Genomic DNA, 23,786 nt, shown 5'->3' on the forward strand with positions numbered 1-23,786 from the left:
AGCGGGGCGGGCGCCCCGATTCGGCCGGGCCACGCGGGCGGCATAGGGTGAAAGGGACGCCACAAGCGTCCCGTTCCCCTCCCCGCCCGCGCGACGCCCGACCGACGCCCACGCTCTGCGGCTCCTCGTCACGTCACCGGAAGTTCTCCACGCATGTCCACGACGGCCTCCGTCACCTCTCCCGCCCCCGCCAACACCCGCGGTCGCGTCATCCTCGCGAGCCTCATCGGCACCTCCATCGAGTTCTACGACTTCTACGTCTACGCCACCGCCGCGGTTCTGGTCTTCCCGTCGCTGTTCTTCACCAGCGAGGACCCGACAGCCGCGCTGCTGTCGTCGTTCGCCGTGTTCGGCGTCGCGTTCATCGCGCGCCCGGTCGGCTCCATCCTGTTCGGCCACTTCGGCGACCGGATCGGCCGCAAGGGCACCCTCGTCGGCTCGCTGCTCACGATGGGCATCGCGACGGTCCTGATCGGCTGCCTCCCGACCGCGCAGACGCCGGGCTGGGAGTTCTGGGCGCCGTTCCTGCTCGTGGTGATGCGGTTCTGCCAGGGCCTCGGGCTCGGCGGGGAGTGGAGCGGCGCCGCGCTGCTCGCCACCGAGAACGCGCCGGCGGGCAAGCGCGCGATCTACGGGACGTTCCCGCAGCTCGGCGCGCCGATCGGCTTCATCGTCGCCAACCTGCTGTTCCTGGTGCTCAGCCTCTCCATCGACGCGGAGCAGTTCGCGGCGTGGGGCTGGCGGGTGCCGTTCCTGCTGAGCGCGGTGCTCGTCGTCGTCGGCCTATACGTGCGGCTGAAGCTCGTGGAGACCCCCGCCTTCCAGAAGGTCGTGGACACCGGCGAGGTGGCGAAGCTCCCGCTGGCGCGGGTGTTCCGGACCAGCTGGCGGCAGATCGTGCTCGGCACCTTCATCATGCTGGCGACCTACGTGCTGTTCTACCTGATGACAGCCTTCACGCTGACCTACGGGACGACGGCGTCGACCCCGGAAGCCGCGCAGGCCGCCGCCGAGAAGGCCGGCAAGACGTTCTCGGCCGCCGGCTTCGTGCCGGGACTCGGGTACGCGCGCAACGACTTCCTGGTCATGCTCATCGTCGGCGTGGTGTTCTTCGGTGTCTTCACCCTCGTCGCCGGACCGCTCGCCGAGCGCTTCGGCCGCCGGAAGACGCTGATCTGGGTGACGCTCGGGATCATCCTGTTCGGCCTGCTGTTCGTGCCGCTGTTCGCCGGCGGCACGGTCGGGACGATGGCACTCCTCATCGTCGGCTTCACGCTCATGGGGCTCACCTTCGGGCCGATGGGTGCGGAGCTGCCGGAGCTGTTCCCGACGAACGTCCGGTACACGGGCTCAGCCATCGCGTACAACCTGGCCAGCGTGCTCGGCGCGGCGGTCGCGCCGACCATCGCGGTGTGGCTGTGGACGATCGGCGGCGGCAGCACGGTCTGGGTGGGCGTCTACCTCTCCGGCGCCGGCGTACTGACCCTGATCGCACTGCTGCTGTCGAAGGAGACCCGCGACATCGACTTCACCGACAACGTCAGCTGAGCCTCCGCCGCTCCCCCGAGGGGCACGTCGTTGTCACTTTCGCGCGCGAAAAGTGACAACGACGTGCCCCTCGCGCGTGGTCAGTCGAGGAAGAGGGCGCGGAGGCGGCGGGTGGTGAGGATGAGGCCGAGGGCGATCATCACCGCGAAGTAGAGGACGTGCCACAGCATCCCCAGGTCGACGGCGCCGGTCGTGAGGCCGCGGACCAGTTCCACGCCGTGCCAGAGCGGGAGGGCCATGATGATCGACTGGATCCAGGCAGGGTAGACGGTGATCGGGTAGAAGGTCGCCGACAGCAGGAACATCGGCAGCAGGATGAAGTTGATCCAGTCCATCTGCTGGAACGTCTTCATGTAGCTGGTGATGCCCATCCCGAAGCTCGCGAAGCCGAACGCGATCAGCAGCACCGCCGGGAGGGCGAGCAGCGCCCACCAGGACAGGTTCAGGCCGAGCACCTGCATCACGATCTGGAAGCCGATCGCGTACAGCGCGCCGCGCAGGAGCGCCAGCAGGATCTCGCCGAGCGCCACATCCAGCGGGCCGAGGGAGGTCGACAGCATCCCCTCGTACAGCTTGGCGAACTGCATCTTGAAGAAGACGTTCCAGGTGGAGTCGTAGACGGCGCCGTTCATCGCCGCGGTCGCGAGCAGGGCCGGCGCGATGAACGCGGCGTACGGCACCTGCTGGCCGCCGGCGGTCGTGACCTCCCCGACCAGCCGGCCGAAGCCGATGCCGAGCGAGAGCAGGTAGAAGATCGGCTCGAAGAAGCCGGAGACGATGACCAGCCAGTTCGTGCTGCGCGTGGCGGACCAGCCGCGCTGCATCACCGAGCGGGCGTTGCCGGCATAGAGCGCACGGAGCGGACGCGGCCGGGAGGCGGTCTCGACGAACGGGTCGCGGGTGGTGGTCACTTGTTCAGCCTCCGTCGCGCGATCCGGCGCGCCCAACGCCAGAACACGACGAACAGCGCCGCGAGGTAGAGGACGTGCACGAACGTGAGCCAGAGCGGCTCGGCGTAACCGTACGCGAACACGCGGGCGAGCTCGGTGGAGTGCCAGAGCGGAGAGATCCAGCCGATCCACTGCAGGTAGACCGGCATCGACGCCAGCGGGAAGAAGGTGCCGCTGAACAGCGTCATCGGCAGCAGCACGAACCGCATCAGCATCGCGATCTGGCCGGTGTCCTGCTCCAGCGTGGAGACGTACGCCATCACCGGGGCGCCGAACGCCAGGCCGCCGAGGGTCGCGGCCAGGATGGCGAGCCAGCCCCACGGGCTCGGCACCGCCCCGAAGAGCAGCATGAACAGGTAGTAGACGACGCCCGTGCCGAGCAACCGCGCCACCACCGAGATGACGACGCCGTCGATGATCTGCCCCGGAGCGATCGGGGAGGCGCTGATGCCGGTGAACGTCGGATTCCACTTGAACCCGAGGAAGATCGGGTAGGTGAACTCCTCGCTCCCGACGGTGACGGCGGCCGTGCAGAGCAGCGCGGGGGCGACGAACGCCAGGTAGCTCACGCCGTTCACGGCGGTGGGGCCCATGTGGGCGCTCACCAGGCTCCCGAGCCCGACCCCCATCGCGAAGAGGTAGAGGAACGGGTTGCCGAAGCCGGTGACGAGCAGGGTCTGCAGGTACGAGCGCATCACCCGGAAGCGGTGCTCGGCGACGTACCAGGCGCCGAACCGGCGCGGCCGTCCCGAGGCGGCGAGCGCGGCCCGCGTGCCCTCGTCGGCCGAGGTGGCGGTGCTCATTCGATCAGGCTCCGCCCGGTGAGCCGCAGGAAGACGTCCTCCAGACTCGACCGCCGCACCAGGCTGGTGAGCGGGTGGAGGCCGCGCTCGGTCAGCCGGGCGAGCTCGGCCTCCCCGTCGTCGCTGTAGACCAGGATGCGGTCGGGCAGCACCTCGACGCGTTCGCCGATGCCGTCGAGCCGCGGGGCGACCTCGGCATTGCGCTCGGAGCCGAAGCGGACCTCCAGCACCTCCCGCGTCGAGTACTGCCGGATGAGGGACGCCGGGGTGCCCTCGGCCATGATCGTGCCCTTGTCGACCACGACGAGGCGGTCGCAGAGCTGCTCGGCCTCGTCCATGTAGTGCGTGGTGAGCACCAGGGTCGTGCCCTGCTCCTTGAGCCGGAACAGGCGGTCCCAGAGGATGTGCCTGGCCTGTGGGTCGAGGCCGGTGGTCGGCTCGTCCAGCAGCAGGATGCGCGGGTCGTTGATGAGCGCCCGGGCGATGGTGAGCCGGCGCTTCATGCCGCCGGAGAGGTCGTCGACCTTTGCCTTGGCCTTGTCCTCCAGCTGCGCGAACGCGAGCAGCTCGTCGGCGCGCTGCCGGACGCGGGCGGACGGGAGGCCGAAGTAGCGCCCGTAGACGATGAGGTTGTCGCGCACCCGCAGCTCGGTGTCGAGGTTGTCGGACTGCGGCACCACGCCGAGCTGCGACCGGATCTCCGGCCCGTACTTGTCCGGGTCGAGCCCGAGGATGCTCAGCTCGCCCGCCGTGCGGGTGGAGACCGCGCCGATCATCCGCATGGTGGTCGACTTGCCGGCGCCGTTCGGGCCGAGGAGCCCGAACGACTCCCCCGCCTCGACCTCGAAGCTGATGCCGTCGACCGCGGGGAAGTCCTTGTACTTCTTGACGAGGTCGGCGGCGGTGATGACGGACGTCGGCATAGTTCAGCACTGTAGTCCGGGCCACGGACATTCCCGCAGTGTCAGCAAACCGGCAGCCCGCAGGAAGTACGGTCGAAGCAGCATCCCGAACTCCTGTCGAAGGACCCCCCATGAGCACCGAGACCACCGCCGCTCCACGCCGCCGTTCGCCCTTCGCGCGGCGGGAGGCGGACAGCGGACCGCGCGCGCGGTTCAGCCAGCTCCTCCCCTACCTGCTGGAGCACCGCGGAGTGCTCTCGTTCGTCGTCGTGCTGAGCGTGCTCGGCGCTGCCGCAAGCCTCGCCCAGCCGCTGCTGGTCAGCCAGGTCATCACGATCGTCGGCAAGGGTGAGCCGCTGAACGGGATCGTCTGGGGGCTCGTCGCGCTGGTCGTGGTCTCCGCGCTCATCTCGGGCTACCAGCACTACCTCCTGCAGCGCACCGGCGAGGGCGTCGTGCTGTCGTCGCGCCGCAAGCTGGTGGCGCGGATGCTGCGGCTGCCGATCAGCGAGTTCGACACCCGGCGCACCGGAGACCTGGTGTCGCGCGTCGGCTCGGACACCACGCTGCTGCGGGCGGTGCTGACCCAGGGGCTCGTGGAGGCCATCGGCGGCGCGCTGACGTTCATCGGCGCGCTCATCGCCATGCTCATCATCGACCCGGTGCTGCTCGGGCTGACCGTGCTCGTGGTCGCCGTCTCCATCGTCGTGGTCACGCTGTTGTCCGGCCGCATCCGGGTCGCCAGCCAGAAGGCGCAGACCAAGGTCGGCGACCTCGCCGCCGCGGTGGAGCGCGCGATCAGCTCGGTGCGGACGATCCGCGCGGCGAACGCGACGGACCGGGAGATCGCGGCGGTGGATGACGACGCGACCGGGGCGTGGAAGATGGGCATCCAGGTGGCGCGCATCTCCGCGCTCGTCGTGCCGGTCGCCGGGATCGCGATGCAGGTGTCGTTCCTGGTGGTGCTCGGCGTCGGCGGCTTCCGGGTCGCCAGCGGTGCGATCACCGTCGCGAACCTGGTGGCGTTCATCCTCTTCCTGTTCATGATGATCCTGCCGCTCGGCCAGGCGTTCGGCGCGATCACCGCGGTGAACTCGGCGCTCGGCGCGCTCGGGCGCATCCAGGAGATCCTCGATCTCCCCACCGAAGACCAGCACGACCGCGAGATCGCGCCGCTCGGGATGACCGTCGGCGTCGCGAACGAAGGGCTCGCGCCGCACGCGCCCGCGATCGAGTTCGTGGACGTGCAGTTCGCCTACCCGTCCTCGCCCGAGCGCGACGAGCCGTCCGTCGTCGCGGCCGCGCCCGCCGACGCCGAGCGCGTCGCGCTTGCGGCGTTCGGCGGTGTCGACGTGGTCGCCGAGGCGGAGGCGGCGGCCGGGCTCGGCGCCGACACCGCAGTGGCGACGCACGGCGGGGTGCTGCACGGCGTCAGCTTCACGGTGCCGCGCGGTAAGCGCACGGCGCTGGTCGGGCCGTCCGGCGCGGGCAAGTCGACCATCCTCGCGCTGATCGAGCGGTTCTACGACCCGGAGGCCGGCGAGGTGCGCTTCGGCGGGATGGACGTCCGCACGCTCGACCGCGTCGCCCTGCGCTCCAACATCGGCTACGTCGAACAGGACGCCCCGGTGCTCGCCGGCTCGCTGCGCGACAACCTGCGGCTCGCGACGCCGGAGGCGACCGAGGAGCAGTGCGTCGACGTCCTCCACGCCGTCAACCTCACCGAGGTGCTGGAGCGCAGCGACCTCGGCCTGGACGCGCCGGTCGGCGAGGACGGCATCATGCTCTCCGGCGGCGAGCGTCAGCGGCTCGCGATCGCGCGCGCGCTGCTCGCCGCGCCGCCCGTCCTGCTGCTGGACGAGTCGACCTCCAGCCTCGACGGCCGCAACGAGCAGCTCATGCGGGAGGCCATCGACGCCGTCGCCGAGGACCGCACCCTCCTCGTCATCGCGCACCGGCTCTCCACCGTCGTCGACAGCGACCAGATCGTCGTCCTCGACCACGGCCGCGTCGTCGGAGTCGGCACCCACTCCGAACTCGTCGCGACCACCCCCCTTTACCGCGACCTAGCCAAGCACCAACTCCTCGTCTGACCCTCAATCTCTCCCGGACTTATGTACGCGACACGCCGGTCGCAGGCGTACACAAGTCCGGAAGCGATTGTTGGGGTTACGCGTGGAGGTGGTAGCGGAGGGAGGCGAGCTCGGCGTTCAACGCCGGGGGGACGCGGGTGCCGAACTGGGCGAAGAACTGCTCGGTGAGGTCGCACTCGGCGAGCCAGCTCTCGGTGTCGACCTCGAAGAGCTCGGCGACGTCCTCGGCCGGAAGGTCGAGGCCGTCGAGGTCGAGGTCCTCCACCAGCGGCAGGCGGCCGATCGGCGTCGACGCTGCGCCGGCCGTGCCCTCCACCCGGCGCGCGATCCACTCGATGACGCGCGAGTTCTCGCCGAACCCGGGCCACAGGAACCGGCCGTCGTCGCCCTTCCGGAACCAGTTCACCTGGAACACCGCGGGCGCGTTCGAGCCGAGCTTCTCGCCCACGTCGAGCCAGTGACCCCAGTAGTCCGCCATGTTGTAACCGCAGAACGGCAGCATGGCGAACGGGTCGCGGCGCAGCTCGCCGACCGTGCCCTCGGCCGCGGCCGTCTTCTCGGACGAGATGGTCGCGCCGATGAAGACGCCGTGCTTCCAGTCGCGGGCCTGCGCCACGAGCGGCACGTTGGTGGCGCGGCGGCCGCCGAACAGGATGGCGTCGATCGGCACGCCGTCGACCGCGTCCCAGTCGTCCGCGATGGAAGGGCACTGCGCGGCCGACACGCAGAACCGGGAGTTCGGGTGCGCGGCCGGGCGCCCGCTCTCTGGCGTCCAGTCGTTGCCCTGCCAGTCGATCAGGTGCGCGGGCGGGGTCTCCGTGAGGCCCTCCCACCACACGTCGCCGTCGTCGCGCAGCGCCACGTTGGTGAAGATCGTGTTGCCCCAGAGGGTCTCGACCGCGGTCTTGTTGGTCAGCTCGCCCGTCCCCGGCGCGACGCCGAAGAAGCCCGCCTCGGGGTTGATGGCGCGAAGCCTCCCGTCAGCGCCCTGCCGGAGCCAGGCGATGTCGTCTCCGATGGTCTCCACGTTCCAGCCCGGGATGGTGGGCTTCAGCATGGCGAGGTTCGTCTTGCCGCACGCGGACGGGAACGCGGCCGCGAAGTGGAACGCGCGCCCCTCCGGCGAGGTGACCTTGACGAGCAGCATGTGCTCGGCCAGCCAGCCCTCGTCGCGCGCCATCGCCGACGCGATCCGCAGCGCGAAGCACTTCTTGGCCAGGATGGCGTTGCCGCCGTAGCCGGAGCCGAAGGACCAGACCTCGCGCGTCTCCGGGAACTGGACGATGTACTTGGTGGTGTTGCACGGCCAGGACACGTCGTCGTGACGCACCCCGTCGTCGTCGATCAGCGGCGCGCCGACGCTGTGCACGGTGGGCACCCAGGGCTGCCCGGCGTCGATGAGATCGAGCACCTGGCTGGTCACGCGGGTCATCAGCCCCATGCTGACGGTGACGTAGGCGGAGTCGGTCAGCTGGACGCCGACCTGCGAGATGGGGCCGCCGAGCGGTCCCATCGAGAACGGGACGACGTACATCGTGCGGCCGCGCATGCTGCCGGCGAAGACGCCGCGCAGCTCGGCGCGCATGGCCTCCGGCTCGCGCCAGTTGTTGGTCGGGCCGGCATCCTCCTCCTTGAGGGAGCAGATGAAGGTGCGGTCCTCCACGCGGGCGACGTCGCCCGGGTCGGTGCGCGCCAGGAAGCTGTTCGGGCGCCACTCCGGGTTCAGCCGGATGAGCTTGCCCTCGGCGACGAGCTCCTTGGTCAGGCGGTCGGCCTCCCCCGGCGTGCCGTCGCACCAGACGATGCTCTCGGGCTGGGTGAGCTCGGCGATTTCGGCGACCCAGGCGCGGAGGCCGGCGAGGCCGGTCGGGCGGGTCGGTTCGGTGGCAGGCGCTGGGCGTGCGGCCGGGGTGGAGGCCGCCGGGTACGCGTGCGTCTCGTGGTCGGCGTCGGCGTCGTGTGCCTGGTCGGTCAGCGGGAGCTCGGCGATGGACATTCCGTCGTCCTCTCGGTTGGAAAGATCGGGTCGTGAATCCAGGATCGAGCAGGATTCGGGGCCGCGGGTGAGAAACTGCACGTAAAGAATCACGATTCTTTCGCTATTGTGAAGGGATGGACTCCCTCGCCACCGAAGCGGCGACCGCCGACGTCGCCACCCTCGGGCACCGCATCCGGCACTTCCGCACGCAGCGCGGCCTGACCCTGGACGAGCTCGGCGCGGCCGCCGGGGTCGCCGCCAGCCAGCTCTCGCTGATCGAGAACGGCAAGCGCGAGCCGCGCGTCTCCCTGCTCGGCACGCTGGCCGCCGCGCTCGGCGTCCCGCTCGCCGAGCTGCTCTCCGCCGAGCCGCCGGACGAGCGGGCAGCGCTGGAGATCGAGCTCTCCCGTGCCCAGAAGGGCTCACTGTACGGCTCGCTCGGCCTCCCCGCCGTCAAACCGACGAAGGGCACGCCGACCGAGACGCTGGAGGCCCTGGTCGGCCTGCACCGCGAGCTCGCCCGCCGTGCCAGCGAGGCGATCGCGACGCCGGAGGAGGCCAGGCGGGCGAACACCGAGCTGCGCGAGCGGATGCGGCGGCAGGACAACTACATCCCGGAGATCGAGCGGCTCGCGGAGGAGCAGGTGCGCGCCTCGGGACACGTCCGCGGCGCGCTCACCCACCGCGAGGTGAGCGTGATGGCCGAGAAGCTCGGCTTCGAGCTGATCTATGTGGACGACCTCCCGCGCTCCACCCGCTCGATCACCGACCTGGAGAACGGCCGCATCTACCTGCCGCCGGCCTCCATCCCGGGCGGCCACGGCCTCCGTTCGATGGCGCTGCAGGCGATGGCGCACCGGCTGCTCGGCCACGAGCGCCCGGCCAGCTACGCGGACTTCCTGCGGCAGCGGCTGGAGATCAACTACTTCGCGGCGTGCGCGCTGATGCCGGAGGCCGCGGCGGTGGCGTTCCTCCAGCAGGCGAAGAAGGAGAAGGACGTCGCCGTGGAGGACTTCCGCGACGCGTTCGGCGTCACCCACGAGGCCGCGGCGCTGCGCCTGACCAACCTGGCCACCCGGCACCTGGACATGCCCCTGCACTTCCTGCGCGTCGGCGACGACGGCACGCTCTACAAGGGCTACGAGAACGACGGCCTGCCCCTCCCGACCGACGTCACCGGCTCCATCGAGGGCCAGACGGTCTGCCGCAAGTGGGGCGCCCGCAACGCGTTCGCGCGCACGAACCGGACGACGGAGTTCTACCAGTACACCGACACCCCGGCCGGGACGTACTGGTGCTCGACCCAGACCGGCAGCACGGCGGACGGCGGCTTCTCGATCAGCGTGGGCGTGCCGTTCGACCAGGCCAAGTGGTTCCGCGGCCGGGAGACGACGGCGCGCGCCGAGTCCCGCTGCCCGGACGAGTCGTGCTGCAAGCGGCCGGCGACGGAGCTGACCGGGCACTGGGCGGGCAAGGCGTGGCCGAGCGCGCGCCTGCACGCGCACATCCTGTCGCCGCTGCCGTCAGGGTCGTTCCCCGGCGTGGACGACTCGGATGTGTACACCTTCCTGGAGGCGCACTCGGGGATCTGATCGCGCCACATTCGTGCCGAATGGCGCTTATCGCCGCGCCGAAGCGACCATTCGTGCCGAATCTTGTGCGGCTACTTCGGCTGCATCCGAATGGCGCCGTCGAGGCGGATGGTCTCGCCGTTGAGCATCGGGTTCTCCACGATGGCGCGCACCAGCTGCGCGTACTCCGCGGGCCGGCCGAGCCGCGACGGGTGCGGCACCTGGGCCGCCAGCGAGTCCTGCGCGGCCCGCGGGAGGCCGGCCATCATCGGCGTCTCGAAGATGCCGGGCGCGATGGTGACGACGCGGATCAGGCTGCGGGCGAACTCGCGGGCGAGCGGCAGCGTCATCGCGGCGACGCCGCCCTTCGACGCCGAGTAGGCGGGCTGGCCGATCTGGCCGTCGAACGCGGCGACGGACGCGGTGTTGACGATGACGCCGCGCTCCTGGCCGCCGGGGAGGTCCTCGCCGAGCGGCTCGGTCTCCGCCATCGCTGCGGCTGCGAGGCGCACCACGTTGAACGTGCCGATCAGGTTGACCCGGATCACGCGCTCGAAGCTCTCCAGCGGGAGGACGCCGTCGCGGCCGAGCACCTTCTGGGCGGTGGCGATGCCGGCGCAGTTCACGACGACGCGCAGGGGGCCGAGGGAGCCTGCGGCGTCCACGGCGGCCTGCACCTGCTCCTCGTCCGTGACGTCCGCGGCGACGAACCGGGCATGCGGGCCGAGCGCGACGGCGGCCTTCTCGCCCTCCGAGCTGGGCAGGTCCAGGATGACGACGCGCGCGCCGGCCTCCGTGAGCGCCCGGGCGGTGGCGTTGCCGAGGCCGCTGGCGCCGCCGGTGACGAGCGCCGAACATCCGTCGATCTGCATGGGTGATCCTTTCGAGGTGGGTGGCTACAGCCGTTCGATGAGGGTGGCGTTGGCGGTGCCGCCGCCCTCGCACATGGTCTGGAGGCCGAAGCGGCCGCCGGAGGCCTCCAGCTCGTTGAGGAGGGTGCCGAGCAGCCGCGTCCCGGACGAGCCGAGTGCGTGGCCCAGCGCGATCGCGCCGCCGCGCGGGTTCATCCGCGCCGGGTCCGCGCCGAATTCGCGCAGCCACAGCAGCGGCACCGGCGCGAACGCCTCGTTGACCTCGTAGGCGGCGATGTCCTCCAGCTTCACCCCGCTGCGGTCGAGGAGCTTACGGGTCGCGGGGAGGATGCCGGTGAGCATGAACAGCGGGTCACTGCCGGCCACCGCGAACGAGTGGAAGCGGGCGCGCGGCCGGAGCCCCAGCCGCGCCGCCGCCTCCGCGCTCATGATCAGAGCGGCCGAGGCACCGTCGGTGAGCGGCGACGAGTTGCCCGGCGTGATCCGCCAATCCAGCTGCGGGAACCGCTGCGCGAGCCGGTCGGTGCGGAACGACGGCGACAGCGCGGCCAGTTTCTCCGCGGTCGTCCCGGGCCGGATGGTCTCGTCCGCCACGACGCTCCCGCTGTCCGGCGTCGGCACGGGCACGAGCTCGCCCTCGAACGCGCCGGACGCCGCCGCCTCCGCCGCGCGCCGGTGCGACTCGGCGGCGAACGCGTCGAGCTCCTCCCGGGGGAACCCCCAGCGCTCGGCGATCAGCTCGGCCGCGACGCCCTGGTTCACCAGCCCCTCCGGGTAGCGAGCGTGCAGCAGCTCGCCGCCGATCGACGCACCGCCGAGGTTGGAGCCCATCGGTGACCGGCTCATCGACTCCACCCCGCACGCGATCGCGATGTCGTACGCGCCCGCGATGACGCCCTGCGCGGCGAACGCGGCGGCCTGCTGGCTGGAGCCGCACTGCCGGTCGATCGTGACGCCGGGGACGCTCTCCGGAAATCCCGCGCTCAGCAGCGCGGTGCGCGCGATGTTGCCCGCCTGCTCCCCCGACTGCGTCACGCAGCCGGCGATGACGTCGTCCACGAGCGCGGCATCGACGCCGTTGCGGTGCACGATCTCGGCCAGCACCCCGGCGAGCAGGTCGGCCGGGTGGATGTCGGAGAGCTCGCCTCCGGGTTTGCCGCGCCCGGAGGGCGTGCGGACGACGTCGACGATGACGGCTTCGGTGGCCATGATGGTGCGCTCCTCGGCTCGGTGGTGGACTGGGCTCGGATGGTGCCGGGACTCAGACGCTGAACGGGTCCGGCGTCAGGGTGTACTTGGTGCTGAGGTACTCGTGGATGCCCTCCAGGCCTCCCTCGCGCCCCAGCCCCGACTGCTTCACGCCGCCGAAGGGAGCGGCGGCGTTGGAGACGACGCCCACGTTGAGCCCCATCATGCCGGTCTGCAGCCGGTCGATCATCCGCTGGCCGCGCGCGAGGTCCTTCGTGAACACGTACGAGACCAGCCCGAACTCGGTGTCGTTGGCGATCCGCACCGCCTCGTCCTCGTCGCGGAAGCGCACGATCGACAGCACGGGGCCGAAGATCTCCTGCCGCAGGATCTCGCTGCCCGCCCTCACGTCGGTGACGACGGTGGGCTCGAAGAAGGTGCCGGGGCCGGAGACCCGCGACCCGCCCGCGAGCACCGAGGCGCCCCGCGAGACCGCGTCCTCCAGCAGCTCGGCGGCCTTGTCGACGGCGTCCGCGTTGATGAGCGGGCCGATCGTGACGCCGTCCTCGGTGCCGCGGCCGATCTTCATCCCCTTCACGCGGTCGGCGACCCGGCGGCCGAACTCGTCGGCGACGTCCTCGTGCACGATGAACCGGTTGGCGGCCGTGCAGGCCTCCCCGATGTTGCGGAACTTCGCCAGCATCGCGCCGTCCACGGCCCGGTCGAGGTCGGCGTCGTCGAACACGACGAACGGCGCGTTGCCGCCGAGCTCCATCGAGGTGCGCAGCACGTTCTCCGACGCCTGCTGCAGCAGCTTGCGGCCGACCTCGGTCGAGCCGGTGAACGACAGCTTGCGCAGCCGCGGGTCGGCGATGATCGGCGCGGAGACCTTTCCCGAGGTGGAGGTCGTGATCACGTTGAGCACACCGGCGGGGAGGCCGGCGTCCTCCAGCAGCCGGGCGAAGTACAGAGTCGTCAGCGGGGTCAGCTCGGCCGGCTTCACGACGACGGTGCAGCCCGCGGCGAGCGCCGGCGCGATCTTCCTGGTCGCCATCGCGAGCGGGAAGTTCCACGGCGTGACCAGAAAGCACGGCCCGACCGGGTGCTGCGAGACGATCATGCGGCCGGTTCCCTCGGGGTTGGTCCCGTAGCGGCCGGCGATGCGCACGGCCTCCTCGGAGAACCAGCGCAGGAACTCGCCCCCGTAGGTGACCTCCCCGTTGGACTCCGCGAGCGGCTTGCCCATCTCCAGGGTCATCAGGAGGGCGAACTCCTCCCTGCGCTCCTGCAGGAGGTCGAAGGCGCGGCGCAGGATCTCGCCGCGGGCGCGGGGCGGGGTGGCCGCCCAGGCGTCGGCGGCGGCCACCGCGGCGTCGAGCGCGCGCGTGCCGTCCGCCACCGACGCGTCCGCGATCTCGCGGATGAGGTCGCCGGTGGCCGGGTCGTAGACGTTGAGGGTGCCGTTCGATCCCGGCAGCCACTCGCCGCCGATGAACAGGCGGTCGGGCACTCTCTCCAGCAGGGTCTTCTCGTCCATCGTCGCTCCTCGTCTCGTCTCGGGTCGTCGGGTGTTCGCGCGCTCAGTCCTCCACGGCGGACTCCACCAGCGGCACGCTGCGGTGCTCGATCGTGGTCTCCAGGGCGATCACCGTGGAGGTGCGGCTGATGCCGGGCTCGCTGAGGATGCCGCTGATCACCCGCTGCAGGTCGGCGTTCGAGCGCGCGACGACTCGGATCAGCAGGTCCCCTGCCCCGGTCACAGTGTGCACCTCCAGGACCTCCGGGATGCCCCGCAGGTGGTCCACGACCGAGAGGTCGCTCTGGGCGATCTCCGCGGTGACGAACGCCGTGACGGGGAAGCCGAGCCGGAGGCTGTCGATCGTCGGCGCGAAGTCCTTGATCACCCCCGTGCGCTGCAGCCGGTCGAGCCGGGCCTGCACGGTGCCGCGCGCGACGCCGAGCCTCCGGGAGGCCTCGAACACGCCGAGCCGGGGCTCCTCCGTGAGCAGCGCGATGAGGTCGGCATCCAGCCTGTCGATCATGCGGGCACTCCTTCGCTCCTCGCACATCGTACGACCCGCCAGGCGCGTCTCCTACAGGCTGACCGAAGCTCCCAGGAAGGGAAGAGCAGCCTGCTTGAAGGCGCGGGCGCTGAGTGCCGTGATGTGGTTGCGGCGCGGCAGCAGCACCAGCTCGGCGCCGAGCAGGCGGGCGGCCTCGTCCGCGTCGACGGCGACGGGATCGGCGTCGCCCGCCACCACGAGGGTCGGCACGGTCGAGGCCAGCGGCAGCGGATGCTGCGCCATCCCGGCGGCGCACGCAGCGAGCGCCTCGCGGTCGGCCCCGGGGGCCTCGCGCAGGGAGGCCAGCAGCGGCGCCAGCGGGGCGTCTGCCGGCAGCGTGTCCGCGCCGTCCAGGATGGCCCGCTCCACGGCCTCCACGCCCCAGTGGGCGAACTGCTCAACCGTGCCGACGCCGCCGACCACGAGCCGCCTCACGCGCTCCGGCGCGAGGCCGACGAGGGCCAGGGCCACCCAGCTCCCCATCGAGTACCCGACGACATCGACGCGGTCGAGGCCCTGCTCGTCCAGCACAGTCAGCAGGTCCTCCGCGAGCAGGTCGGGCGAGTACGCTGCCGGGTCGTGCGGCGCGTCGGACGCTCCGTGGCCGCGCAGGTCGGGGACGATCGCGCCGCGGCCCGCCTCGGCGAGCGCGGCGACCCAGCCGGTGGACTCCCAGGTGAGCGCGCCGGTGGTCGCGAAGCCGTGGATCAGCAGGACGGGATCGGCTCCGGGATGGCGTTCGACGTGGATGCGCATGGTCCCATCCTCGCCGATCGCGGCCGGGTTCAGGCTCCGACGGCGAGCCGGGCGCGCAGCCGGTCGGCGAGCGCGTCCGCGGTGTCGGCGACCTCGGCGAAGAAGCCGTCGTCCACCGTCCCGGTCATGCGCAGGCGCTGCTCGCAGACCACGAGCGGGTCGCGCGCGGGCCAGGCGGACGGGCCGGGCAGGACGGCGTCGATCAGGACGGGGCCCGCGCCGGACCTGGCGAGGTCCAGCGCCTTCACGGTGGCGTCGTGGACGGCGAGCGCGTCGGCGCCGTCGACCAGCAGGACGGGCATCCCCGCCCCCTCCGTGCGGCCGGAGCTGGAGAGGAAGACCACCGGCAGGGCGGAGCTTCGCGCGGTCGTCACCGCGGTGCGCAGCTCCGCCGCCGATCCGGCGCCGGCGCCGAGCTGGATGAGGGCGCAGCCTCCTGTGCGATCGAGCTTCGCGCAGAGCGCCCAGCCGACGGCGTGGGTCACCGGCCCCTCGACGGTGTCGACGCCACGCCGGAAGCGCAGCGCGGCCGCGGGGTCGCCGCCGAGGGCGATCGACATCCCCGGCTCGTGGGCGGTCGGGAAGGCCCGGTCGCGGGAGGTCTGCAGCGCGAGCGCCGCGCCCACCTGCACCGCCTCCCGGCCGCGCGAGTCGACGTAGCCCGGGAGGACGCCGTGGCCGCGCAGGACGACCGCTTCGCGATCGAGGCGACGGACGGTCGCCAGGGTCCGGTACAGCCGGCGGAGCAGGGCAGCGACGTCGGCGCCCTGTCCGCCGATCGACGCGCCGAGAGCCGGCTCGAGGATCGTGGGGGTCATGCAGGCCACTCTGACCGACCGTCGCGGAGGCGGCAACGCGCCGGTGACACGCCGTGCATCCTGCTCATCCGAGCAGCGGCCGGCGGCCTCCCGCTATACAGACTGCCCTGGTGTGCGCCACAGCTTCGACGGCCACCAGATCGCGCGCCCCACGTCGTACGAGACCGCGGGCACGAGCAGCGAGCGCACCAGCACGGTGTCGAGCAGCACCCCGAACGCGACGATGAACGCGATCTGGACCAGGAACAGGATCGGGATGACGGCGAGGGCCGCGAACGTCGCCGCCAGCACCACGCCTGCCGACGTGATGACGCTGCCGGTCATCCCGAGCCCGCGCAGGATGCCCGGCCGGGTGCCGAGCCGCAGGGACTCCTCCCGCACGCGCGTCATCAGGAAGATGTTGTAGTCCACACCGAGCGCGACCAGGAACACGAAGCCGAACAGCGGCACGCTCGCGTCGGCCCCCGAAAAGCGGAACAGGTGGTCGAACACCAGCGCCGAGACGCCGAGCGCCGCCGCGTATGACAGCACGACGCTGCCGATCAGGAGCACCGGCGCGAGGATCGACCGGAGCAGCAGCATCAGCACCAGCAGGATCACCAGCAGCACGATCGGGATGATCCGCAGCAGGTCGCGCTGGGCCGTGTCGTTGGTGTCGAGGGCGATCGCCGTGACGCCGCCGACGAGCACGCCCGATCCGGCAGCCGGGAGGTCGCGGCGCAGGTCGCGGACCACCTGCTCAGCCGCGGACGAGTCGGGCTGCGCCTTCAGGGTGGCCTGGATGAGGACGCGGCCGTCCTTGACGACCGGCGGCGTGCTCTGGCCCGGCCGCACATTCCCGGCGTACAGGGTCGCGGCCGAGATGCCGTCGTTCTTCTTCGCGGCGGCGAGCACGGCGTCCCCGTCGCCCTCCTTCGCCACGATCAGGACCGGCGCGCCCGACCCGGCGTCGAAGTGCCTCGCGAGCACCTTCTGGCCGTCGACGGCGTCCGACTGGGTGAGCACCAGCGCGGTCTGCTCGACACCGTTCGCCTTGAGCTGCGTCAGCCCGAACGCGCACGCGACGAGGACCACGAACGACACGATCCAGGTCAGGCGCGGCCGGTGCGCGATGAGCAGGCCGACCCGCCGCCAGACGCCGCGGATGCCCTCCAGCCCGGCAACGCGCTCCGTCCCCTCGTGCTTGTGCTCATGCGCGTGCTCGCCGCCCGCGTACGTCGGCCGGAACGGCCAGAACGCCGCCCTGCCGAACACCGCGAGCAGGGTCGGCAGCAGCGTCAGCGCCGACAGCAGCGAGAAGACGATCCCGATCGCGGCGATCGGGCCGAGGCTCTTATTGGAGTTGAGGTCGGAGAACAGCAGGCACAGCAGCGCGAGGATAACCGTGGCCCCGGAGGCCAGGATCGGCTCGAACGCCGCCCGCCATGCCGCCACGATCGCCGTCCAGCGCGACTCGTGCTGCTCCAGAGCCTCCCGGTAACGGGCGACGAGCAGCAACGAGTAGTCGGTGGCCGCGCCGATCACGAGAATGGAGAGGATGCCCTGGCTCTGGCCGCTGAGCTTGATCCAGCCCCAGAGGGCGAAGAGGTAGACGACGAGGATCGCCGCGCACAGCGCGAACACCGACGCGAGCAGCACCAGGACCGGCAGCAGCAGCGCCCGGTACACCAGCAGCAGGATCACGAACACGGCCCCGACGGCGACGAGCAGCAGGATGCCGTCGATGCCGCCGAACGCGTTGACCAGGTCGGCGGTGAGCCCGGCCGGCCCGGTGACCCAGCCCTGCGTCCCGGAGGGCAGCTCCCTCTTCAGTACGCTGCGGAGGTCGGCGACGACCGTCTTCACGTTGTTCGTGTCCGCGACCGGGACGATGAACTCGACCGCACGGCCGTCCTGCGACGGAATGGGACCGGCGACGCTGGTGCGCTGGCCGGACTCCGGAGCCTGCACCCCCTTCACGTCGCCGAGCTTCGCGCCGAGGGCGGAGAACGAGGCGAGGTCGCTCGGCGGGATGGTCGAGTCGGACTGGACGACCACGATCGCGGGCACCGCCTGCGAGTCGGTGAAGCGCTTCTGCCAGTCCTGCCCCGCGGTCGACTCGGCGCTGGCCGGCAGGAACGCGGCCTGGTCGTTGCTCGACACCCCGGAGAGCTTGCCGAAGGTCGGACCGCCGAGGCTCCCGGCGGCGAACCAGATCACGATGACGACGGCGGGCAGCACGATGCGCAGCCAGCGGGCCGGCGTCCAGTCGGATCGGGTCTTCATCTGGGCGCCTCCGGATTAGCTAGCCTGGTTAGTAATCAGCCTAGCGCGCACACGAAGAGTCACGCCACCCGAGGATGACACGACGGGTCGGCAGCTACGACGTGACGACGAGCTCGGCCCCCGCATGCGCCAGCTCCGCCAACGCCGCCTCTGACGACTCCGCCGCCACCCCCGCCACCAGCCCGGTCAGCACCCGCACCCGCTGCCCGTGGCTCAGCGCGTCCAGCGCGGATGCCCGCACGCAGTAGTCGGTCGCGATCCCCACGACGTCGACGGTGTCGATCCCGTGCTCGTCCAGCAGGTTGTGCACCGACGAGCCGGCGTCGGTGCGCCCCTCGAAGATCGAGTACGCCGGGACGCCCTGCCCCTTGCGGATGTGGTAGCCGACGCGGGACGTGTCGAGCGCGGGATGGTACTCCGCGCCGTCCGTGCCCGCGACGCAGTGCGCGGGCCAGGTGTTCACGAAGTCCGGCTCTGCGTCGGTCGCGAAGTGACCGCCGTTGTCGTTGTCGCCGTCGTGCCAGTCGCGGCTCGCGAGGATGATCGCGTACTCGTCGGCGTGCGCGCGGAGGTGTTCGGTGATGGCCGCCGCCACCGCCGCTCCCCCGTCCACGCCGAGCGCTCCGCCCTCGGTGAAGTCGTTCTGCACGTCGATGATGAAGAGCGCCTTGCCCATCGAAGCCTCCGTCCTCGGCCGACCGGCTCAGCCGTTGGTGAGGTTGTCACCGCACTTGTAGAAGCCGGCCGTCAGCGCGTCGATCGCCTGCTTGGCATTGTCGCTCACCGGGCCGAGCGCGTACACAGCGAACGTGAGTTGCGATCCGTCCGCCGCGTCGATGATGCCGGAGAGCGTGTAGCCGTTGTTGATCCAGCCGGTCTTGGCGTGCACCGAGCCGTCCGCGACCGAGCTCGCCCCCGTGAACCGGCTGTAGCCCGGCCCGAGCGTCCCCGTCCGGCCGGCGACCGGGAGTCCGTCGTAGACCACGCCGAGCCCGTTCTGCCGGTTGAGCACCTTGATGAAGAGCCGGGTCAGGTACGCCGGCGGCACGGCGTTGTCGGCGCTCAGCCCGGAGCCGTCGGCGATGTGGATGCCGGTGGTGTCGATGCCGTAGCCCTTCAGCCCGGCCAGCACGCCCGCGTTCTCGGCGGCGAAGGTGTTGCCCGCGCCGGTCTTGATCGCGACGAGCCTGGCCAGCTCCTCCATGATCGTGTTGTCCGAGTACGTCATCGCCTGGTCGATCAGCGTGGTCACCGGCTGCGACTGCACGGCCGCCAGCTGGCGAGCGCCCGCCGGAGCCGTGCCGGAGGTCACCGGGACGTTCGTGCCGAGGTACTGCTGGAAGTACTGCACCGCGCGCCCGACCGGGTCCGTGCTGCGCGGCGACTCGACCGCGCCGGGGTCGTTGCGGTCGCCGTCCACCATCAGCGAGGACATGTACGGCGTCGAGCCCTCGACGACGCGCTCCTCCTGTTCGTCCCAGCTCGGCTGCCACAGCGGGCCGCCGAACAGCGACGTGTCCACCACGATGGAGGTCACGGGCGCACCGCCGAGCGCCTGCTTGGTCTGGGCGGCGAGGTCCTGGATGGAGGGCGCGTTCGTGTAGAAGGCGCCCCGGCCTCCCGGCAGGCGCGACAGCGTGACGTCGCCGCCGCCGACGATGACCACCTGGCCGGGCACGCTGCCCGCGACCACCGTGGTCTGCACGCGGTAGTCCGGGCCGAGCGTCGCGAGGGCTGCGGCCGAGGTCAGCGTCTTGAGCACGGACGCGGTCGGGCCCGGCTTGCCGCCGTCCCGGTCGAACAGCACCTGACCGGTCTTGGCGTTGACGACCTGGGCCTCCAGATTGCCGAGGCGGCCGTCCTGGGCCAGGGAGCCCACCGAGCAGGTCCGGATGCGGCTCGCGGCGGGCTGCGCGGCGGGCACGGGGCGCGCCGGGTCGGCGGTGGGCGTGGGGGTCGGTGTGGGCGTGCGGGTCGCGGAGTGCGTCGGCGTCACCGCGGGCGCGGCCCCGGCAGGCGCCGACCCGGCCGTTGCGCCGAGGGCCACGCTGCCCGCGCCGAGGAGCAGGAACGCGACGGTGGCGCCGGCGGCGATCCAGGCCTTCGGGTGCGTGCGGATGGCGGACAGGACACCCGCGACGGCGCCGTTGAGGGCACCGGAGGCCGCCGCCCCCGAACGCGCCCCGCCGGCCGAGCGACGGCCGGAAGGGGTCGCTCCCGTGCCGGGCTCACTCGTCGCAGAGGAGTCCCCGGCGGGGAGAACAGAGTTCAGGGGGTTCGTCGATTCTGACCCGGTGCCGTCGGTTGCACCGGAGTCGCGCTGGTCCGGTTCGCGCATCCGGGTATAGTACCGGCGTTCCCTGAGAGCGCCAGTCGGCGCGGGCCATCACTCCCGCGCTCCTCCCGCACGCACCCGGCGCGTCGCGGGAGGAGACGAGGAAGCGATGGCGGCTCAGGGCACGGCTACCACTTGGTAGTTGGAGAACTTCACGGTGACCGGGGACACCGTCGCAGCACCCGACAGGTAGGCGCGCAGCCCGACGCTGCCGAACGACTGGAGCGCCGCTGTGGAGTCGGTGAGGCTCACCTGCCACGACGACGGCTCCGCCTGGGTAGCGGGCCAGAGCTTGGCCTGAAGCGTCGTCGGGGATGTGCCCACGGCCTGGACCCGCAGGTTGAGCTGCGTGCCAGGAGTGTAGGTGAGACCGCTGACGACCGCCGAGGTCAGGGTCGTCCCGCTCTGCAGGAGCTGGACCTGGACGGCGCCGCTGGAGCTGATCCACGCTCGACCTTCGTAGGCCACAGAGCCGACCTGCCGCGCGAGCGCCGAGACGAAGAGCCCGCCACCGGTCGGCGCTACGTCGGTCGTGAAGCCGACGGTGGTGTCGGTGCGGCTGGAGGAGACCGAGCCGAGCGACGCCGTCATCGTGCTCCCTGCGGCATCCTTCATGTTGCCGGTGCCCGAGGTGACCGTGTATGACGCCGCCGTGCCGGAGACCGTCCACGCTCCTCCGGTCGTCGCCGAACCCCAGCCGCTCGTCGTGGTCCGGGCGAAGCCGTCCTGCGCGATCGCACCCGCGCTCGAGACGGTCACGGACTTCGACAGGGAGTTGGTCGCGCCCCCGTTGTCGGTGACGGTGAGGGTCACCGTGTAGGTCCCTGCCGCGGCGTAGGTGTGCGCCGCCGTGGCTCCCGAGGCCGTCCCTCCGTCGCCGAAGGTCCAGGCATAGGACGCGATCGTGCCGTCCGGATCGGTCGAGGCGGACCCGTTGACGTTGACCGTCAGCCCGTTGGTTCCGAAGCTGAACGATGCCACGGGCGGCTGGTTGGAGCCGCCTCCCGCGACCACCACCGTGTTGCCGGTGCGCGAAATCGTGTTGCCGTCGGGATCGGTGACCCGGAGCGCGTAGGTGTGTGAGCTGCCCGGCGCGAGCCCGGTGTCGGTGAAGCTCATCGGCCCCGTGTTCCAGAAGTTGTTGCTCTTGACCGCGGTGTAGACCGGGTGCGCCGTGTCGCCGTCGCGCGACAGCGCGTAGGTGAGCTGGATGTTGTCCTGGTCGTAGGTCGAGGTCCAGGCGATGGTCGCCCTCCCCGACGTGGTGGAGGTTGCGTTCGGGGTGAGTGCCGCGTTGTTGTTCGGTCCGGTGGTGCTGCGCCGCACCGCGTCTGTCGCGAAGCGGGTGAGGCCGTACTGGTTCTGCCCGTTCACCTGAGGGAACTCGCCGCCCACGACGACGTATCTGCTGTCGCCCGCGATGGTCCACGTCGCCTGGCCCTGGCCGGTGAAGGTGCCCGTCGCCCAGTTCGGGAACCAGGTCTGCAGGGTCGGCGCCGGCTTGCCCGCGAAGTTGGTGTAGTTGCCCACGGTGTTCTTCGTCACGGTCCCGGTCGCCGCCTTCGAGAACGCGAGCGAATGATGGTACGTGCGCGGGTTCGTCTCGGGGAAGCCGCCGATGTTTCCGCAGAAGTGCGGATGCCCGACCGCATAGAGCACGTTTCCGAGCGGCGCCACCGAGTAGGTGTCGCCGTGGCAGTCCTCCAGCCAGATCAGCGCTCCCGTGACCGGGTCGGCGGAGAAGCTCCCCTCGAAGTTCCCGCCGGAGCCGAAGACGTATCCGGAACCGTAGACGGCGTCCGAGGTCGCGGACAGGGCCGTGATCCCGGCATTGGGCCCGGCGTCGCGGATGACGCTGTTGGCCGCGAACGGCATCGTGGTGGCGTTCGTCCCGTTGAGCATGACGAGGCCGTAGTGGCTCTCGCCGTTGATGTGCTGGAACTGGCCGCCCGCGTAGACGCGGCTCCCGTCTGGGCTCACGGCAAGCGCCTGGACACCCGCGTCCGCCGTGGGCGACCACGCGGTCACGAGCGCGCCGTTCGTCGGGTTGAGCTCGGCGAGGAACGACCGCGAGACGCCGTTGACGTTCGAGAACGTGCCGCCGGCGTAGACCGCCGTGTTCGTCACGGCGAGGGAGCGCACCTGCGAGTCGAAGATCGGCCTGAACGTGGTGATGACCTGCCCGGTCGCAGTGCTGACGGCAGCGAGCCGGTAGTAACTGGCTCCGTTCAGCGTCGTGAAATCGCCGCCCAGGTACACACGCGTGCCGTCCGGCGAGGCCGCCACCACCCTGACCTGCGCGTTCGCCTGCACATTGACGCTGGTGAGGAGGGCGCCGGTGGTGACGTTGTACGCGAGGAAGTTGTTGCGCGGCGTGGTGTTGGATCCGGCGGGCGAGCCCGCGGGACGGGCGGTCGTGAACTTTCCGCCGACGTAGACCGTGTCGCCGACGACGACCTGCGACCAGGCGACGCCGTCGATCTGGGTGGTCGCCAGCGCGGTCGCCCCGACGGTCGGCGGCGAAGCCGGACTCGACGGATTCGGTGGCATCGTGTCCGCCGAGGCGGGCGCGGCGACGCTCAGTCCTCCCCCGATCAGCAGCAGCGCACTGGCCACCGCGGTGAACATACCGAGCATGCGTGCCCGAGATCCCCGTCTCGATTCCATGACATTCCCCAAGGCAAACTGAATTAATCTCAATTTGCCAGGAGTCTACGCCGGCGACGACGGGCGCGCACGGGGGAACGACCGGTCCCAACGGACTCGGAGAAAGACGGAAGAAACGGAGCCGCCCAAGGGAATCGAACCCTTGACCTTCTCATTACGAGTGAGATGCTCTGCCGACTGAGCTAGGGCGGCGTGGCCGGACAAGCGCCCGGGCACAGTCAGATAGCTTACCCGATCCCGCGGGGTGCTTTCGACCACGCGCGGAGGCGGCGGGCACCGCTCAGCCGAGCTGCCCGCCGAGGGCCTGGAGCTGCGCGAACGAGCTGCGGAGACGGTCGGAGAGGGGCTCGACGCCGCCGTGGTCGGCCCAGCACGACCAGGCGTGCCGCATGCCGGCGAACGCCACATACGTGACGAGGCGCGCCCGCTGGTGCAGGGCCTCCTCATCGGCGGCCAGCTCCGGGTCGTCGTGCGCGAGCCTGCGCTGCACGACCGCGCTCAGGGCGTCCTCGAACTTGTGCATGCTCGCCATCCGCTGGGCGAACAGCTCGGGGTTGCCCTTCAGGAGCGAGCGGCGGAGGACGTGCAGCTCCTTCGCAGTGGCCGCGTTCTCGCCGTCGTTGGCGCCGCCGAGGTCACCGTCCAGGTCGCCGGTCTCGATCGCCGCGATGAGGAGGGTGCCCATCCCGTCCAGGATCGGCTCGGCCGGGCCCGCCTGGATGAAGCGCTCGATGCTCTCCTCGTCCGGGAGCTCCGGCAGCTCGCCGATGATCGCCGACTCCTTCGACGGGAAGTAGTTGAAGAAGGTGCGCGGCGAGACGTTCGCCGCGTGACTGATCTCGTCGACCGTGACATGGTCGAATCCCCGCTCGCTGGCCAGTTCGAGCGCGGCGAGCTGGATGGCGCGCCTGGTCGCGATGCGCTTGCGCTCACGGAGGCCCAGCTCGCCCTCCGAGGTCCCGATCTCTACAGTCACG

General features: G+C 71.2%; 18 protein-coding genes and 1 tRNA gene. 3 read left to right on the forward strand and 16 right to left on the reverse strand.

Features of this window, described 5'->3' with window-relative positions:
• Positions 1 to 153 precede the first annotated feature (153 nt).
• Positions 154 to 1,548, forward strand: a complete 1,395-nt coding sequence (locus tag ABCS02_RS16865) for an MFS transporter (RefSeq protein ID WP_345836824.1) — start codon at positions 154 to 156, stop codon at positions 1,546 to 1,548.
• A gap of 80 nt (positions 1,549 to 1,628) precedes the next feature.
• Here the strand turns inward: ABCS02_RS16865 and ABCS02_RS16870 are convergent, their stop codons facing one another.
• Genes ABCS02_RS16870 through ABCS02_RS16880 form a run of 3 tightly spaced genes read right to left on the reverse strand, consistent with a single transcriptional unit; the run spans position 1,629 to position 4,224 of the window.
• Positions 1,629 to 2,459 (reverse strand): ABC transporter permease, encoded by an 831-nt coding sequence (locus ABCS02_RS16870; RefSeq protein WP_345836825.1) that lies wholly within the window; start codon positions 2,457 to 2,459, stop codon positions 1,629 to 1,631.
• Complete coding sequence (locus ABCS02_RS16875) at positions 2,456 to 3,301, reverse strand: ABC transporter permease (protein ID WP_345836826.1); 846 nt, start codon at positions 3,299 to 3,301, stop codon at positions 2,456 to 2,458. Before ABCS02_RS16875 ends, ABCS02_RS16870 begins: the two co-directional genes overlap by 4 nt.
• Positions 3,298 to 4,224 carry an ATP-binding cassette domain-containing protein gene (locus ABCS02_RS16880; RefSeq protein ID WP_345836827.1) on the reverse strand — a complete coding sequence of 309 codons (927 nt, stop codon included), beginning with the start codon at positions 4,222 to 4,224 and terminating at the stop codon, positions 3,298 to 3,300. The genes ABCS02_RS16875 and ABCS02_RS16880 overlap by 4 nt, the downstream gene beginning before the upstream one ends.
• Before the next feature lie 110 nt (positions 4,225 to 4,334).
• Between ABCS02_RS16880 and ABCS02_RS16885 the strand changes: the two genes are divergently transcribed.
• Entirely contained in the window at positions 4,335 to 6,296 is a 1,962-nt protein-coding gene (locus ABCS02_RS16885) for an ABC transporter transmembrane domain-containing protein (protein WP_345836828.1), read from the forward strand.
• Positions 6,297 to 6,372: 76 nt separating this feature from the next.
• Here ABCS02_RS16885 and ABCS02_RS16890 read toward each other — a convergent pair whose 3' ends face one another.
• Entirely contained in the window at positions 6,373 to 8,292 is a 1,920-nt protein-coding gene (locus ABCS02_RS16890) for a phosphoenolpyruvate carboxykinase (GTP) (protein WP_345836829.1), read from the reverse strand.
• A 116-nt stretch (positions 8,293 to 8,408) separates the two neighbouring features.
• On the opposite strand from ABCS02_RS16890, the gene ABCS02_RS16895 reads away from it, so the two are divergent.
• The gene (locus ABCS02_RS16895) at positions 8,409 to 9,866 is read left to right on the forward strand and encodes a helix-turn-helix domain-containing protein (protein ID WP_345836830.1); all 1,458 of its coding nucleotides are present in this window, start codon (positions 8,409 to 8,411) and stop codon (positions 9,864 to 9,866) included.
• Between the two features lie 71 nt (positions 9,867 to 9,937).
• Here ABCS02_RS16895 and ABCS02_RS16900 read toward each other — a convergent pair whose 3' ends face one another.
• From ABCS02_RS16900 to ABCS02_RS16955, 12 genes are all read right to left on the reverse strand, one after another.
• Positions 9,938 to 10,717 carry a 3-hydroxyacyl-CoA dehydrogenase gene (locus ABCS02_RS16900; RefSeq protein WP_345836831.1) on the reverse strand — a complete coding sequence of 260 codons (780 nt, stop codon included), beginning with the start codon at positions 10,715 to 10,717 and terminating at the stop codon, positions 9,938 to 9,940.
• Between the two features lie 24 nt (positions 10,718 to 10,741).
• Entirely contained in the window at positions 10,742 to 11,926 is a 1,185-nt protein-coding gene (locus ABCS02_RS16905; protein WP_345836832.1) for a thiolase family protein, read from the reverse strand.
• Positions 11,927 to 11,978: 52 nt separating this feature from the next.
• A complete protein-coding gene (locus ABCS02_RS16910; protein WP_345836833.1) occupies positions 11,979 to 13,442 on the reverse strand; it encodes an NAD-dependent succinate-semialdehyde dehydrogenase in 1,464 nt (487 codons plus the stop codon).
• A 43-nt stretch (positions 13,443 to 13,485) separates the two neighbouring features.
• Positions 13,486 to 13,947, reverse strand: a complete 462-nt coding sequence (locus ABCS02_RS16915; protein WP_345836834.1) for an Lrp/AsnC family transcriptional regulator — start codon at positions 13,945 to 13,947, stop codon at positions 13,486 to 13,488.
• Positions 13,948 to 13,998: 51 nt separating this feature from the next.
• Positions 13,999 to 14,724: an alpha/beta fold hydrolase gene (locus ABCS02_RS16920; protein WP_345836835.1), complete on the reverse strand. Its 726-nt coding sequence runs from the start codon at positions 14,722 to 14,724 to the stop codon at positions 13,999 to 14,001.
• Between the two features lie 29 nt (positions 14,725 to 14,753).
• Positions 14,754 to 15,542, reverse strand: coding sequence for a thiamine pyrophosphate-dependent enzyme (locus ABCS02_RS16925; protein ID WP_345836836.1), 789 nt, complete (start codon positions 15,540 to 15,542; stop codon positions 14,754 to 14,756).
• A 93-nt stretch (positions 15,543 to 15,635) separates the two neighbouring features.
• On the reverse strand, positions 15,636 to 17,807 hold the full coding sequence (locus ABCS02_RS16930) for an efflux RND transporter permease subunit (RefSeq protein ID WP_345836837.1): 2,172 nt from the start codon (positions 17,805 to 17,807) through the stop codon (positions 15,636 to 15,638).
• A 94-nt stretch (positions 17,808 to 17,901) separates the two neighbouring features.
• A complete protein-coding gene (locus ABCS02_RS16935; RefSeq protein WP_345836838.1) occupies positions 17,902 to 18,483 on the reverse strand; it encodes an isochorismatase family protein in 582 nt (193 codons plus the stop codon).
• A gap of 27 nt (positions 18,484 to 18,510) precedes the next feature.
• Positions 18,511 to 20,145 carry a D-alanyl-D-alanine carboxypeptidase gene (locus ABCS02_RS16940; RefSeq protein ID WP_345836839.1) on the reverse strand — a complete coding sequence of 545 codons (1,635 nt, stop codon included), beginning with the start codon at positions 20,143 to 20,145 and terminating at the stop codon, positions 18,511 to 18,513.
• Positions 20,146 to 20,259: 114 nt separating this feature from the next.
• Positions 20,260 to 22,779: a PKD domain-containing protein gene (locus ABCS02_RS16945; RefSeq protein ID WP_345836840.1), complete on the reverse strand. Its 2,520-nt coding sequence runs from the start codon at positions 22,777 to 22,779 to the stop codon at positions 20,260 to 20,262.
• Positions 22,780 to 22,928: 149 nt separating this feature from the next.
• Positions 22,929 to 23,001: transfer RNA gene (locus ABCS02_RS16950), tRNA-Thr, on the reverse strand.
• A gap of 88 nt (positions 23,002 to 23,089) precedes the next feature.
• On the reverse strand, positions 23,090 to 23,785 hold the full coding sequence (locus tag ABCS02_RS16955; protein ID WP_345836841.1) for a TetR family transcriptional regulator: 696 nt from the start codon (positions 23,783 to 23,785) through the stop codon (positions 23,090 to 23,092).
• Position 23,786 lies beyond the last annotated feature (1 nt).

It is taken from the genome of Microbacterium sp. X-17, assembly GCF_039615055.1.

Excerpts from the sequence above, each read along its gene's own strand:
- ABCS02_RS16865 (WP_345836824.1), top strand. The coding sequence starts at position 154 with ATGTCCACGACGGCCTCCGTCACCTCTCCCGCCCCCGCCAACACCCGC.
- ABCS02_RS16875 (WP_345836826.1), bottom strand. The coding sequence starts at position 3,301 with ATGAGCACCGCCACCTCGGCCGACGAGGGCACGCGGGCCGCGCTCGCC.
- ABCS02_RS16880 (WP_345836827.1), bottom strand. The coding sequence starts at position 4,224 with ATGCCGACGTCCGTCATCACCGCCGCCGACCTCGTCAAGAAGTACAAG.
- ABCS02_RS16885 (WP_345836828.1), top strand. The coding sequence starts at position 4,335 with ATGAGCACCGAGACCACCGCCGCTCCACGCCGCCGTTCGCCCTTCGCG.
- ABCS02_RS16890 (WP_345836829.1), bottom strand. The coding sequence starts at position 8,292 with ATGTCCATCGCCGAGCTCCCGCTGACCGACCAGGCACACGACGCCGAC.
- ABCS02_RS16895 (WP_345836830.1), top strand. The coding sequence starts at position 8,409 with ATGGACTCCCTCGCCACCGAAGCGGCGACCGCCGACGTCGCCACCCTC.
- ABCS02_RS16900 (WP_345836831.1), bottom strand. The coding sequence starts at position 10,717 with ATGCAGATCGACGGATGTTCGGCGCTCGTCACCGGCGGCGCCAGCGGC.
- ABCS02_RS16905 (WP_345836832.1), bottom strand. The coding sequence starts at position 11,926 with ATGGCCACCGAAGCCGTCATCGTCGACGTCGTCCGCACGCCCTCCGGG.
- ABCS02_RS16910 (WP_345836833.1), bottom strand. The coding sequence starts at position 13,442 with ATGGACGAGAAGACCCTGCTGGAGAGAGTGCCCGACCGCCTGTTCATC.
- ABCS02_RS16915 (WP_345836834.1), bottom strand. The coding sequence starts at position 13,947 with ATGATCGACAGGCTGGATGCCGACCTCATCGCGCTGCTCACGGAGGAG.
- ABCS02_RS16920 (WP_345836835.1), bottom strand. The coding sequence starts at position 14,724 with ATGCGCATCCACGTCGAACGCCATCCCGGAGCCGATCCCGTCCTGCTG.
- ABCS02_RS16925 (WP_345836836.1), bottom strand. The coding sequence starts at position 15,542 with ATGACCCCCACGATCCTCGAGCCGGCTCTCGGCGCGTCGATCGGCGGA.
- ABCS02_RS16930 (WP_345836837.1), bottom strand. The coding sequence starts at position 17,807 with ATGAAGACCCGATCCGACTGGACGCCGGCCCGCTGGCTGCGCATCGTG.
- ABCS02_RS16935 (WP_345836838.1), bottom strand. The coding sequence starts at position 18,483 with ATGGGCAAGGCGCTCTTCATCATCGACGTGCAGAACGACTTCACCGAG.
- ABCS02_RS16940 (WP_345836839.1), bottom strand. The coding sequence starts at position 20,145 with ATGCGCGAACCGGACCAGCGCGACTCCGGTGCAACCGACGGCACCGGG.
- ABCS02_RS16945 (WP_345836840.1), bottom strand. The coding sequence starts at position 22,779 with ATGCTCGGTATGTTCACCGCGGTGGCCAGTGCGCTGCTGCTGATCGGG.